This is a genomic window from Micromonospora sp. NPDC049282 (assembly GCF_043197045.1).
Classification (GTDB): domain Bacteria; phylum Actinomycetota; class Actinomycetes; order Mycobacteriales; family Micromonosporaceae; genus Micromonospora.
On sequence record NZ_JBICSL010000002.1, the window covers coordinates 137,566 to 151,086 of the forward strand.

The 13,521-nt window shown below is 73.0% G+C and carries 10 protein-coding genes and 1 riboswitch; of the genes, 6 read left to right on the forward strand and 4 right to left on the reverse strand.

Annotation, left to right across the window (positions count from 1 at the left end; translation table 11 throughout):
* Positions 1 to 145: 145 nt before the first annotated feature.
* Complete coding sequence (locus ACGFI2_RS04440) at positions 146 to 2,446, forward strand: transglycosylase domain-containing protein (RefSeq protein ID WP_393510486.1); 2,301 nt, start codon at positions 146 to 148, stop codon at positions 2,444 to 2,446.
* A 357-nt stretch (positions 2,447 to 2,803) separates the two neighbouring features.
* Positions 2,804 to 4,867 carry a M4 family metallopeptidase gene (locus ACGFI2_RS04445; protein WP_393510489.1) on the forward strand — a complete coding sequence of 688 codons (2,064 nt, stop codon included), beginning with the start codon at positions 2,804 to 2,806 and terminating at the stop codon, positions 4,865 to 4,867.
* Between the two features lie 136 nt (positions 4,868 to 5,003).
* Here ACGFI2_RS04445 and ACGFI2_RS04450 read toward each other — a convergent pair whose 3' ends face one another.
* Both ACGFI2_RS04450 and ACGFI2_RS04455 read right to left on the reverse strand, forming a co-directional pair.
* Complete coding sequence (locus ACGFI2_RS04450) at positions 5,004 to 5,462, reverse strand: YbaB/EbfC family DNA-binding protein (RefSeq protein ID WP_393510492.1); 459 nt, start codon at positions 5,460 to 5,462, stop codon at positions 5,004 to 5,006.
* A gap of 288 nt (positions 5,463 to 5,750) precedes the next feature.
* Entirely contained in the window at positions 5,751 to 6,389 is a 639-nt protein-coding gene (locus ACGFI2_RS04455) for a transglycosylase family protein (RefSeq protein ID WP_393510495.1), read from the reverse strand.
* Positions 6,388 to 6,560: riboswitch (cyclic di-AMP (ydaO/yuaA leader) on the reverse strand. Its footprint overlaps the gene before it by 2 nt.
* 192 nt (positions 6,561 to 6,752) lie before the next feature.
* Here ACGFI2_RS04455 and ACGFI2_RS04460 point away from each other — a divergent pair.
* Entirely contained in the window at positions 6,753 to 8,315 is a 1,563-nt protein-coding gene (locus ACGFI2_RS04460) for an LLM class flavin-dependent oxidoreductase (RefSeq protein WP_393510498.1), read from the forward strand.
* Between the two features lie 54 nt (positions 8,316 to 8,369).
* On the opposite strand, the gene htpG is transcribed toward ACGFI2_RS04460, so the two are convergent.
* On the reverse strand, positions 8,370 to 10,262 hold the full coding sequence (gene htpG / locus ACGFI2_RS04465) for a molecular chaperone HtpG (RefSeq protein WP_393510501.1): 1,893 nt from the start codon (positions 10,260 to 10,262) through the stop codon (positions 8,370 to 8,372).
* A 144-nt stretch (positions 10,263 to 10,406) separates the two neighbouring features.
* On the opposite strand from htpG, the gene ACGFI2_RS04470 reads away from it, so the two are divergent.
* From ACGFI2_RS04470 to ACGFI2_RS04480, 3 genes are read left to right on the forward strand one after another with little or no spacing between them, the layout of a single operon-like run.
* Positions 10,407 to 11,135 (forward strand): FadR/GntR family transcriptional regulator, encoded by a 729-nt coding sequence (locus tag ACGFI2_RS04470; protein ID WP_393510504.1) that lies wholly within the window; start codon positions 10,407 to 10,409, stop codon positions 11,133 to 11,135.
* Complete coding sequence (locus ACGFI2_RS04475; RefSeq protein WP_393510507.1) at positions 11,132 to 11,959, forward strand: sterol desaturase family protein; 828 nt, start codon at positions 11,132 to 11,134, stop codon at positions 11,957 to 11,959. The genes ACGFI2_RS04470 and ACGFI2_RS04475 overlap by 4 nt, the downstream gene beginning before the upstream one ends.
* Entirely contained in the window at positions 11,956 to 12,615 is a 660-nt protein-coding gene (locus tag ACGFI2_RS04480; protein WP_393510510.1) for a lysoplasmalogenase, read from the forward strand. The genes ACGFI2_RS04475 and ACGFI2_RS04480 overlap by 4 nt, the downstream gene beginning before the upstream one ends.
* On the opposite strand, the gene ACGFI2_RS04485 is transcribed toward ACGFI2_RS04480, so the two are convergent.
* Positions 12,612 to 13,475, reverse strand: a complete 864-nt coding sequence (locus tag ACGFI2_RS04485) for an NAD(P)-dependent oxidoreductase (protein WP_393510513.1) — start codon at positions 13,473 to 13,475, stop codon at positions 12,612 to 12,614. The two genes, ACGFI2_RS04480 and ACGFI2_RS04485, sit on opposite strands and share 4 nt — an antisense overlap.
* Positions 13,476 to 13,521: the final 46 nt, after the last annotated feature.

Below are 13,521 nucleotides of genomic sequence, written 5' to 3' on the forward strand. Positions count from 1 at the left end.
ATCCTGCCCGGCGGGTGCCCGGCGCCGCCGCCCGGGTGGCCCGGACGCGACCCCGGCGCGCCGCGCCGGCCGGTGCCGTCGGCACAGGTCGGTTAGCCTGCGAGCCGGGCATGGACACGATCGGCCGAGCAGTCGGAGGCATCGCGTGCGGCACAGCGGAGAGAACGGCGCGGTCCCGGCGCGACCGCGACGCCGGGGGCGGCGCCTGCTCGTCATCCTGGCGGTGTGCGCGCTGCTCGCCGGGTGCGGGCTGGTCGCCGGCGGCTACTACTTCGACAGCGTGCCGACGCCCACCGACCTGAAGCTGCCCGAGTCGACCACGGTCCTCTACGCCGACGGCCGCACGCCGATGGCGAAGTTGGGCGCGCAGAACCGCACCATCGTCCCGTACGGCCAGATGAACGACTCGGCGAAGCAGGCCATCGTGGCGGCCGAGGACCGCACCTTCTGGACCAACCGCGGCATCGACCTCAAGGGTGTGCTGCGGGCGGCGTGGGCGAACGTCAGCGGTGGGCAGCGGCAGGGCGCCTCCACGCTCACCCAGCAGTACGCGCGGGTCGCGGCCGACCTGCGCGGCGTCACCTACTCCCGCAAGCTGCGCGAGGCGGTGATCGCCTGGAAGCTCGACGACAGGTACAGCAAGGAGGAGATCCTCGGCTTCTACCTGAACACGGTCCCGTTCGGCCGGGGCGCGTACGGGATCGAGGCGGCCGCGCAGACGTTCTTCGGCAAGACCGTGCGCCGCGACGCGCCGGCCGCGCAGCAGCTCACCCCGGCCGAGGCGATGGTGCTCTGCGCGATGGTGAAGCAGCCGGAGGCGGACCCGGCCGACCCGCAGGGCGCACCGGGCTACGACCCGCGCCGCAACGCCGTCGCGAAGCAGAACTCGATCGACCGCTGGAACTATATCCGCGACGGCATGGTGAAGCTCGGCTACCTGACCCCGCAGCAGGCGGCGAACCTGGCGTACCCGGACACGGTGCGGCCGATCGACCGCGACGCGGGCCGCTCCGACCTGGACCGGCCGACCGGGCTGGTGGTCAACCACGTGCTGGCGGAGCTGCGGGGGACGGAGCCGTTCCGCGGCAAGCCGGACGAGGTGATCCGCGACGGCGGCTACCGGATCGTCACCACGATCGACAAGCGGGTGCAGGACGCGGCCGAGGCGGCGGCGGACATCCGCCGGGACAGCGCGCCGGCGGCGGTGCGCGGCCAGCCGAAGAACTGGCAGGCGGCGCTGGTAGCGGTGGAGCCGGGCACCGGCCGGGTGCTCGGCTACTACGGCGGGGACCGCGGCTCCGGCGCCGACTACGCCGGCTGGTACACCGACGAGCAGGGCCGGGCGCGCGGGTTCGGCCAGCATCCGCCGGGGTCCTCGTTCAAGGTGTACGACCTGGCCGCCGCCGTCCGCGACGGGATCTCGGTGAAGCAGCGGTTCGACTCGCCGGACACCAAGGAGTTCCCCGAGTCGGGCCGCACGAAGGGCAGCGCGGCCGGGCCGATCCGCAACGCCGAGCACGCGGCCTGCCAGCCGGACTGCGCGCTCTGGGAGGCCACGGTCGCCTCGTTGAACGTCACCTACTTCGAGCTGACCGAGAAGCTGGGCAGCGCCAAGGTGATCGAGACGGCCCGGCAGGCCGGCGTGGAGTCGATGTGGGAGACGGTGCGGGGCAACCCGCGGCCGCAGCGGGTCGACCTCCGCGACGACCCGGCCGACGAGTTGGCGGAGCACTTCTCCGCCGAGGTCGGCATCGGCCAGTACGGCATCACCGTGCAGGACCACGCCAACGGGATGGCCACCTTCGCGGCCGGCGGCAGGCGCGCCGACGCGCACTTCGTCCGGTCGGTGACCAAGGGTGACGACAAGGTGTGGACCGAGCAGCTCCGGCAGACCGACCTCGGCCTCGACTCCGAGGCGGTGAACCAGCTCGACTGGGCGCTGCGCCGGGTCCGGGCGGCCCGGCTGGAGAACGGCTGGGACTCCGCCGGCAAGACCGGCACCTGGCAGGCCGGGCAGAGCACCACCCAGAACGTGCACACCTGGATGGTGGGGTGGACCGGCGCCCTCGCCTCGGCGGTCTGGCTGGGCACCACCGACGGGAAGCCGCTGCGGACCACGGGCGGCAGTTACGAGGTGTACGGCTCGACCGGGGCCGCGCCGATCTGGCGCCAGTTCATGACCCGGGCCACCGCGGCGATGAAGCTCGACCCGGACCGGTACCGCTTCCACGAGCCGGCGTTCCCCGGCGACGCCCCGGAGCCCACCGGATCCGCGCCGCCGGCGACCACCTCGGCGCCGAGCCCGTCCGCGTCGCCGTCGCCGAGCCCGACCTCGTCGAGTCCGAGCCCCGGTCCGACCCGGCGGCCCACTCCGCGCCCGACCCTGTCGCCCTCGCTGACCACGTTGCCCACCGGGCCGCCGACGCGGACCCGGGGACCGCGCTGAACCTCTGTGCACCACCCGCACACCGCGGCAATGCACGCAGATCGGGCACGCTGCCGTCCGCTGCCGACAATGTTCACCCTGATCAGGGGCTATTGAAGATCATGGCTTCCTGAATTCGGGGTGACGGCGGGGTGTCCGGCGACAGTCGGTTGCCCGGGTCACCCATTGCTCACGGCTCCGACGGCGTGTGATCGTGCACCAGCGAGTCGTCGACCCCCGGCGGCTCGGACGGTCGATCTGTCGACCCGGAGCCACGCCGGCAGCTCCGGTGACCGGCCGTCACCCTGCCTCGCACCATCGCGCCGCCCGACCCCACCGGGCTCCGTGCGGCGCGCCCAAGAACAGGAGCGAACCCTCTTGAAGCTCTCACCTCGCCTCGCCGCGCTCACCGGCGCGGCCGCGGCCGGCGTGATCGCCGCCGGCACCGCCGCGGCCGTGCAGGCCGCGCCACCCGGGCCCGCCGCCCCCAACCCCGCCCAGGCCCGCGCGGCGGCCGCCGACTCGACCCGCGCGCTGGTCGCGAACCGTCCCGCCTACCTGCAGGCCGGTTCCGACGACGCGTTCGTGCAGAAGCCGGTCATCTCCTCGGAGGGCACCCAGTACGTGCCCTACGAGCGCACCTACAAAGGACTGCGGGTGGTCGGCGGTGACTTCGTGCTCGCCACCGACTCCGCCGGCAACCTCAAGTACGCCTCCGTCGCGCAGCAGCGGCCCATCGGCGCCCTCGCCACCACCCCCAGGCTGACCTCGGCCGCCGCCGCGAAGACGGCGCGCGCCCAGCTCAAGACCGTCAGTTCCGTCGAGGGCACCACGCTCGTCGTCTACACGCTCGGCGCCGGGTCGGCGCTGGCCTGGGAGACCACGGTGCGCGGCACCGACGCCGACGGCCCCAGCCGGCTCACCGTCGACGTGGACGCCCACACCGGGGCGGTGCTGCGTAAGCAGGAGCACATCGTCAACGGCACCGGCACCGGCGCCTGGAACGGCCCGGCCCCGCTCACGTTGAACACCACCCAGTCGGGCAGCACCTACACCATGAAGGACCCGACCGTCACCAACCTCAGCTGCCAGGACGCCGCGAACAACACCACGTTCAGCGGCACCGACGACGCCTGGGGCAACGGCACCGCCACCAACAAGGAGACCGGCTGCGTCGACGCGCTGTTCAGCGCGCAGACCGAGCACAAGATGCTCAACCAGTGGCTGGGCCGCAACGGCGCCAACGGCAACGGCGGCTACTGGCCGATCCGGGTGGGCCTCAACGACCAGAACGCCTACTACGACGGCAGCCAGGTGCAGATCGGCAAGAACACCGCCGGCCAGTGGATCGGCTCGCTCGACGTGGTGGCGCACGAGATCGGCCACGGCATCGACGACAACACCCCGGGCGGCATCTCCGGCGGCGGCACCCAGGAGTTCGTGGCGGACACGTTCGGCGCGGCCACCGAGTGGTTCGCCAACGAGCCGTCCAGCTACGACGCGCCGGACTTCCTGGTCGGCGAGAAGATCAACCTGGTCGGCTCCGGCCCGATCCGCAACATGTACAACCCGTCCGCGCTCGGCGACCCGAACTGCTACTCCAGCAGCGTCCCGGGTGGCGAGGTGCACGCCTCCGCCGGCCCGGGCAACCACTGGTTCTACCTGCTGGCCAACGGCAGCAGCCCCACCAACGGGCAGCCGTCCAGCTCCACCTGCAACAGCAGCAGCGTGACCGGCCTGGGCATCCAGAAGGCCATCAAGATCATGTACAACGCGATGCTGCTGAAGACCTCGTCCTCGTCGTACCTGAAGTACCGCACCTGGACGCTGCAGGCGGCGAAGAACCTCTACCCGGGAAGCTGCACCGAGTTCAACACGGTCAAGGCGGCCTGGGACGCGGTCAGCGTGCCGGCGCAGTCCGGTGACCCGACCTGCGCCGGCGGCACGCCGACGCCCACGCCGACCACCACGACCACCCCGCCGTCCGGCGGCTGCTCCGGCAACAAGCTGGCCAACCCCGGCTTCGAGTCGGGCAACGTGAGCTGGACCGTCTCGTCCGGCGTCATCACCACGGACAGCGGCCAGGCGGCGCACGGCGGCTCGTACAAGGCGTGGCTCGACGGCTACGGCTCCTCGCACACCGACACGCTCAGCCAGTCGGTCACCATCCCGGCCGGCTGCCGGGCGACGCTCAGCTTCTGGCTGCACATCGACAGCGCGGAGTCGACCACCTCCACCGCCTACGACAAGCTGACCGTCAAGGCCGGCAGCACCACGCTGGCCACCTACTCCAACCTGAACAAGGCCACCGGCTACGTGCAGCGGTCCTTCGACGTCTCGTCGCTGGCCGGCACCACGGCGACCATCTCGTTCAGCGGCGTGGAGGACGCCTCCCTGCAGACGTCCTTCGTCGTCGACGACACGGCGGTCACGCTGAGCTGACCCCGACGCGAGCGGCCGGCCGTCGTCCTCCCGACGGCCGGCCGTTCCGCGTCTCCGGCTCGCGGCTTGCGGGATCTGGTACGGAACGGCCTCTCATAGGGGACTTCCGTACCAAGATCTACATCTTGGCGGGCGGTCAGGCGGAGCGGGCGGAGCGGGCGGTTCGGGACGCGGCGACGCGGTCGCGGCGGATCCGCGCGGCCACCTCGTGCATCGTCCGGCTGAACAGCTCCGCCTGGTCGGGCAGGCCGCCGAGGCGGGCGGCGAGCGCGTCGGTGTCCGCCCGGGCGGAGTCGCCGACCTGCGCGTCCAACTCGCTCAGCGCGTCGTTGACGGCGTCGACCAGGTGTCCGCAGAGAACCTCCAGCGGCAACCCGGCCAGCTCCGGGTCGACGACGACGGAGTGCAACCGGCCACCCTGGACGGCGACCGCCCGGACCCGGCCGCCGACGGCCGCGCCCTCGGCCCGGAGCAGCTCGCCCGGCTCGCCGTCGGCGAGCACGCAGGCCCGGGACCGCATCGCGGCCAGCGCCTGCTGCGTGCGGGTCAGCAGCTCGTCGAGGCTCGCGGCGGCCGAGAACGCATCGTTGGTCATATCCGCGCTTTCTTCACGTCTTAGCCGAGTCTGGTGACCATAGCAACAGGCGGCGACGGAACCTCGTCACCCGCCGCACCAGGCCGGCCGCCGACGCCGGGAGCAGGACGGACGCCCACCACTCCCGGCGTGTCGCGCGGGGGCGAACGCCCGGCCGGACGACCGGCCGGGCGCTCGCGTCGCCTGCCGGCGCGACGTGGTCCCGAGGACTCGCGACCCGGACCCGCAGCACGCGACCGGACCGACGGGACGCGACGCAGACGCGACACGGCGGCCCGGAGCCGGGGATCAGCGCAGGCGCAGCCGCTGGCCCGGGAAGATCAGGCCGGGATCGTCGCCGACCACGCCCCGGTTACACGCGTGCAGGGCGCGCCACCCACCGGCGACGTGCTTCGCCGCGGCGATCTCGGACAGGGTGTCGCCGGGCCGCACCAGGTAGGCGCCGGTGGCCGGCGCGCCGCGCCGCTCACCGCCCGACGAGGTGGCCCTCTTCGTGGTCGGGGCCTTCCTGGACGCGGTGGAGCCCGACTCCTTGCCGGCGTGCGTCCGGCTCGACCCGGCCTTCCTGCCGCTCCACCCGGCCTTCCTGCCGCAGACCGGCCAGGCGCCGATGCCCTGCCCGTCGAGGACCCTCTCGGCGACGGCGATCTGCTCGGAGCGGCTGGCCCGGTCGGCGCGGGCGGCGTACCGCTGGCCGCCGTGGCCGTTCCAGGTGCCGCGCGAGAACTGGAGCCCGCCGTAGTAGCCGTTGCCGGTGTTGATGTGCCAGTTGCCGCCCGACTCGCACCGGGCGACGGCGTCCCAGTTCAGGCTCGCGGCGGCGGCCGGCGCGGCCGGCCCGAGCAGCGCCACGGCGCCGGTAGCGGCGCCGGCTACGAGCGCGCCGATCACGGTACGGCGGCGCCGGGCTGAGTATGCGGTTGACATGTGGATTCCTCCACGCCGACGAGGTGAGCTGTCGGGTTCGGGCCGAGGAGCCCGGCCGCCGGTGGCGGCTTCACCCCGAGGTGACGTGCACCGTGGAACGTGTGGGTCCCCCGCTCCCGCCCGAGGTCCGGGTACCACCGGGCCGGCGGCGGGATTAGGCGTTACCGGCCCGTGGTGTCCGCGACTGCGAACGGAACCGAGGCTAGGGACGATTTCCGACGATCGCCCGCTTCTTGGGACGTTCTTCACCCGCCCGGGCTACCGTGCGACCGCCGCGTCCACGGTGGTCGGGTCCGCCATCACCCGGCCGGTGGTGGGGCTACCGTGGGGCGGGACCGGCAAGATCGCGTAAGGAGCGGGGCGATGACCGACCACGGACACGAGCTGACCTTCGGTGGCTTCCTCACCCCCGCCGCCGGTCGCCCCGACCAGGTGGTGGCGCTGGCCACGCTCTGCGAACAGGTCGGGCTCGACCTGGTCACCTTCCAGGACCACCCGTACCAGCCGGGCTTTCTGGACACGTGGACGCTGATGTCGTACGTGGCCGCCGCCACCGCCCGGATCGGTCTGGCCGGCAACGTGCTCAACCTGCCGCTGCGCCAACCTGTGGTGCTGGCCCGCAGCGTGGCCAGCCTGGACCTGCTCACCGGCGGCCGGGTCGAACTGGGGTTGGGCGCGGGCGCGTTCTGGGACGCGATCGAGGCGACCGGCGGGCGGCGGCTCTCCCCCGGCGCGGCGGTCGACGCGCTGGACGAGGCGATCCAGGTCATCCGCGAGGTCTGGGACACCGAGCGGCGCGGCATGATCCGGGTGCCCGGGGAGCACTACCGGGTGGTCGGGGCGAAGCGCGGTCCGGCGCCGGCGCACCCGGTGGGCATCTGGGTGGGCGCGTACAAGCCGCGCATGCTGCGGCTGGTCGGGCGGGCCGCGGACGGCTGGCTGCCGTCGCTGGCGTATCTGCCGAAGGGACCGGACGACCTGCCGGCGCTCAACGCGCTGGTCGACGAGGGCGCGCGGGCAGCCGGGCGCGATCCGGGCGCGATCCGCCGGATGCTCAACGTCACCGGCACGTTCACCCGCTCGTCCACCGGCTTCCTCGCCGGGCCGCCGGAGCGGTGGGTCGAGGAGCTGGCCGGCCTCACCCTGGAGCACGGCGTCACCACGTTCATCCTCGGCAGCGACGAGCCGCGCGCCCTCCAGATCTTCGCCCAGGAGGTGGCGCCGGCGGTCCGGGAGCTGGTCGCGGCCGAGCGCACCACGCCGGGCAGCGGCGCCCGGGCCGTCGCCGACGAGCAGGCCGCCGCCGGCGGCCCGACCACGCTCGCGGTCACCCCCACCCCCGATCCGGGGGTACGGCTGAGCGCCCGCCGCCTCTGGGACGAGACGACCCGACCGACCGCCCCGCCGCCACCGGCCGGACAGGTCTACCCCGCCCGGGGGCAGGCCGCCGGGCAGCACCTGGTGGACGTGCACGACCACCTGCGTCAGGAGCTGGCCCAGGTGCGCGACCTGCTCGACCAGGTCCGGCGCGGGGCGGTGTCGCCGGGCGGGGCCCGGGCCGCGCTGAACGAGATGACCATGCGGCAGAACGACTGGACGCTGGGCGCCTACTGCGCGGCGTACTGCACGGTGGTGACCCAGCACCACGGCCTGGAGGACGCGTCGATCTTCCCGCACCTGCGCCGCTCCGACGCCGGGCTGGCGCCGGTGCTGGACCGCCTCGAGCAGGAGCACGTGGTGATCCACGGGGTAGTGGAGAGCGTCGACCGGGCACTGGTGGAGCTGATCCGCTCCCCCGGCGACTTCACCGGCCTGCAGGAGGCGGTGGACCTGCTCACCGACACCCTGTTGTCACATCTGTCCTACGAGGAGCACCAGATCGTCGAGCCGCTGGCCCGACACGGCTTCTTCCCCGGCCAGCTGTGACAAGCGGGAGCCCCTCCTATCGCGTAGGCGATAAGAAGAGGCCCCTCCTTGCATCTAGAGGTTGCGGGCGAGACGGTCGGCGAGGATGCGGGTGAAGCGGGCCGGGTCGGCCAGCTCCCCACCCTCGGCCAGCAGCGCCATGCCGTACAGCAGCTCGGCGGTCTCGGTCAGCGCGGCGGCGTCGCCGCCCTCGCCGTGGGCCTTGCGCAGGCCGGTGACCAGCGGATGGGTCGGGTTCAGCTCCAGGATCCGCTTGACCCGGGGCACCTCCTGACCCATCGCCCGATACATCTTCTCCAGCGTCGGCGTCATGTCGTGCGCGTCGCCCACCACGCAGGCCGGCGACGTGGTCAGCCGGGTGGACAGGCGCACCTCCTTGACGCTGTCGGTGAGCGCGCCGCCGAGGAAGGTGAGCAGGTCGGCGTACTCCTGCCGCTCGGCCTCGGCCTTCTCCTTCTCCTCCTCGGTCTCCAGGTCGACCTGACCCTTGGCCACCGAGCGCAGCGTCTTCCCGTCGTACGCGCCGACCCGCTCGACCCACACCTCGTCCACCGGGTCGGTGAGGATCAGCACCTCGAAGCCCTTGGCCCGGAACGCCTCCAGGTGCGGGGAGTTCTCGATGGTGGCCCGGTTCTCGCCGGTGGCGTAGTAGATCTCGGTCTGGCCGTCCTTCATCCGCTCGACGTAGCCGCGCAGCGTGGTCGGCTCGGCCGGGTCGTGGGTGGAGGCGGCGCGGACCAGGTCGAGCAGCGCCTCGGTGTTGTCCGGGTCCTCCAGCAGACCCTCCTTGACCACCGGCCCGAACTCGGTCCAGAACGTGCGGTACGACTCGGCCGACATGTCCTTGAGCGTGCCGAGCACCTTCTTGACCAGCCGCCGGCGCACCGCCCGGATCTGCCGGTCCTGCTGCAGGATCTCCCGGGAGATGTTCAGCGACAGGTCGTGCGCGTCCACCACGCCCTTGACGAAGCGCAGGTAGTTGGGGATCAACGCCTCGCAGTCGTCCATGATGAACACGCGCTTGACGTAGAGCTGCACGCCGCGGCGGCCCTGCGGGGAGAACAGGTCGAGCGGGGCGTGCGAGGGCAGGAAGAGCAGCGCCTCGTACTCGAAGGTGCCCTCGCCGCGCATGTGGATGGTCTCCAGCGGGTCCGCCCAGTCGTGCGCGACGTGCCGGTAGAACTCCTTGTACTCGGCCTCGTCCACCTCGTCCCGCGAGCGCGCCCAGAGCGCCTTCATCGAGTTGAGCGTCTGCTCCTCGCGGGTGCTGGCGCCGTCCTCGCCGGGCTTGTCGACGGTCATCCGGATCGGCCAGGCGATGAAGTCCGAGTATCGCTTGACGATCTCCCGGATGGTCCGCTCGTCGGCGTAGTCGTGCAGGTTGTCCTCGGCGTCGACGGCCTTAAGGTGCAGGGTGACCGAGGTGCCCTGGGGCGCGTCCTCGACCTCCCGCACCGAGTAGGTGCCCTCGCCGCTGGACTCCCAGCGGGTGCCGCCGGCCTGGCCGGCGCGGCGGGTCAGCAGCGTCACCGTGTCGGCGACCATGAAGGTGGCGTAGAAGCCGACGCCGAACTGGCCGATCAGCTCCTGCGAGGCGGCGGCGTCCTTGGACTCGCGCAGCTTGCGCAGCAGCTCGGCGGTGCCGGACTTGGCGATGGTGCCGATCAGCGCGACCACCTCGTCGCGGGACATGCCGACGCCGTTGTCCCGGACGGTGAGCGTGCGGGCGTCCCGGTCGACCTCCAGCTCGATGTGCAGGTCGGACGTGTCGGTCGACAACTCCTTGTCGACAAGCGACTCCAGCCGCAGCTTGTCCAGCGCGTCGGACGCGTTGGAGATGAGTTCACGCAGGAAGACGTCCTTGTTCGAGTAGATCGAGTGCACCATCAGCTGCAGCAGCTGACGCGCCTCGGCCTGGAACTCCAACGTCTCGACCCGGTCGCTCACACCGACTCCCTTCACCGTGGCGGTCCTACGGCGGAAAGGATACGAGGGGTGACGGCAAGGGCACGCACCGGCCGGGCCTCGGCCGGAAAATCCACTGGTCCAACCAGTTGACGGGTTGATGTGTGCCGGACCACACTCGTGGCCATGGCCTTCGTCCCCGCCCCCCGCGCCTCGGTTTCCGACCACGTCTTCGGCCAGCTCCGCGACGCGATCGTGGCCGGCCGGTACCGCCCGGACGAGACGCTGCCCGGCGAACGTGAGCTGGCCGCCGGGTTCGCGGTGAACCGGCACGCGGTCCGGGAGGCGCTGCGCCGGCTGCAACAGCTCGGCCTGGTCCGGGTCAGCCAGGGCGGCGCGACCCGGGTGCTCGACTGGCGGGTGCACGCCGGCCTCGACCTGGCGCTGTCGCTGGCCCGCTCCGGCGACGTGCTCCCGGTCGAGACGCTGGTGCGCGACATGTTGGAGATGCGGGCCTGCGTCGGGGTCGACGCGGCCCGGCTCTGCGCCGAGCGCGCCGACGAGGCCGTGGTCGCCGCGCTGGTCCGGGCGGCCGAGGAGTACGGCACGCTCGCGCCCGACCTGGACCGGATGGCCGAGGCGAACATCCGCATCTGGCGGCTGGTCGTGCGGGGCAGCGGCAACACCGCCTACCAGCTCGCCTTCAACAGCCTGGTGGCCGGCACGTTCGCGGTCGGCGACGTCCCCCCGGACGCCCGCGCCGCCGAGCTGCTCGACGTGGCCGGCCACCGCCGGCTCGCCACCGCCGTCGCGTCCGGCCAGGGCGCGGCGGCCGCCCGGCACGCCCGGGCGCTGCTGACCGCCCCGGTCACCACCCCCACCACCCCCACCACCGGAAGGGAAGCGCGCGCATGATCCCCGCCGTGCTGTACGCCGTCCCGGCGTTCCTGCTGCTGATCGTCATCGAGGCGGTCTCCTACCGTTTCCTCCCCGACGACGACGAGCGCGGCTACGAGCTGCGCGACACCACCACCAGCCTGTCGATGGGCCTGGGCAGCCAGCTCATCGGCTTCCCCTGGAAGCTGCTCACCGTCGGCCTCTACGCGGCCCTCTGGACGGTCGCGCCGGTGCACCTCTCCCCCGGCGACTGGTGGACCTGGGCGATCGTCTTCTTCGCCGACGACCTGGCCTACTACTGGTTCCACCGGTCACACCACGAGGTACGCGTGCTGTGGGCCAGCCACGTGGTGCACCACTCCAGCGTGCACTACAACCTCTCCACCGCGCTGCGGCAGAGCTGGACGCCGATGACCTCACTGCCGTTCTGGCTGCCGCTGGCGCTGCTCGGCATCCCACCGTGGATGATCTTCCTCCAGCAGTCGATCAGCCTGCTCTACCAGTTCTTCCTGCACACCGAGCGGGTGGGCCGGCTGCCCCGGCCGATCGAGTGGGTCTTCAACACCCCGTCGCACCACCGGGTGCACCACGGCTCCAACACCGAGTACCTGGACCGCAACTACGGCGGCATCCTCATCGTCTGGGACCGGCTGTTCGGCAGCTTCGAGCCGGAGCGGGCCCCGGCGCGCTACGGGCTGACCAAGAACATCCAGACCTACAACCCGCTGCGGGTGGCCACCCACGAGTTCGCCGCGATCTGGTCCGACGTACGCCGGGCCACCTGCTGGCGGCACCGGCTCGGCTACCTGCTCGGCCGCCCCGGCTGGCAGCCGGCCCGGTGAGGCGCTCCTGGCTCGCCCTGTTCGGGCTCGTCGCCGTCGTCGAACTGGTCGGGGTCGCGCTCGACTCGACCGTGCTCCAGTGGCTGGCCAAGCCGCTGCTGGCGCCGGTGCTGCTGGCGTACCTCCTTCAGCACCGACGCCGGGTGGACGCGGTGGCGGCCGGGCTGGTCGCGGCCACCACCGGGGACGTGGCCCTGCTCGTGCCGGGACGGACCGCGTTCCTGGTCGGCATGGGGTTCTTCCTGGTCGCGCAGCTCGCCTTCCTCGCCGGTTTCCGGCGTCGCGGCCGCCCGCCCGTGCTGGCCTGGGCCGGTTACCTGCTCGCCTGGGCGGTGGGGAACGCGCTGCTGTGGGGCGCGTTGGGGCCGCTGCGGCTGCCCGTGCTCGGCTACAGCCTGGCGCTGTGCCTGATGGCCGCCGCGGCGACCGGCGTGTCGGCGCGGGTCGGGGCGGGCGGCGCGTTCTTCCTCGTCTCCGACCTGCTCATCGGCGTGGGCGCGGCGGGCACGGAGCTGCCCGGCGCGGGCCTGCTGGTGATGACCACCTACTGCGCCGCGCTGCTGCTGATCACCACCGGCTGGGTGGCCGCGTCACCGCCGGCGGCCGGCCGTCCGGCCGGCGAGCGGCCGGTCGCGGGGCGGGTGGCAGCGGGCTAGCGCACCCCGAGCATCCGGGTCACCACGGTCAGGTCGTCGCCGCCGAGCCCCTGCTCCGCCGCGTTCCGCCACTCGGCGGCCAGCGCCTCGGCGGCCGGGAAGCTGCCCGTCGGCGCCTCGCGCAGCGCCAGCTCGACGTCCTTGAGCGCCAGCGCGAGCGAGTATTGCGTGCCGTGCTCGTCGCGGACCACCCGGGCCAGCTTCTCCGCCGCCCAGGGCGCGACCAGCGGGCTGCCGTCGAGCGCCCGGCGCACGGTGTCCCGGTCGAGGCCGAGCGTGTCGCCGAGCGCCACCGCCGCGGCGACGCCCTCGTTGACGAACGCGAGCAGCAGGTTGTTGACGAGCTTGAGCCGCGAGCCGGTCCCGGCCGGGCCGAGCCACAGCGTCCGCTGCCCGACCGCGTCGAAGACCGGGGCGACCCGGTCACGGACCTGCTCCGGGCCGGACGCGAGGACGGTCAGTTTTCCCTGCTCGGCCGGGCTTCGGCTGCCGGCCACCGGCGCGTCCACCAGGGTGACGTCGGGCCGCTCGGCGGCGACCAGCTCGGCCAGCCGCTCGGTCTCGGCCACGCCGATGGTGCTCATCTGCGCCCAGACCGCGCCGTCCGGCAGGGCGGCGAGCATGCCCTGCTCGGTGGCGATGGCGCGGACCGCGGCCCCGTCGGTCACCATGGTCACCGCCACGTCGGCCCGGCGCACCGCCTCGGCCGGGTCGGCGGCCACCTCGGCGCCCCGCTCGGCGAGCGCCCGGGCCGGTTCCGGGTGCCGGTTCCACACCACCGTGTCCAGCCCGGCCTTGACCAGGTTCGCCGCCATCGGCGTACCCATGCCGCCGAGCCCGAGCACCGCCACCCGCGTCATCCGCCGCCCCCTCATCGCCGTCCGGGCCAGCCTAGGGGCCGGTTCG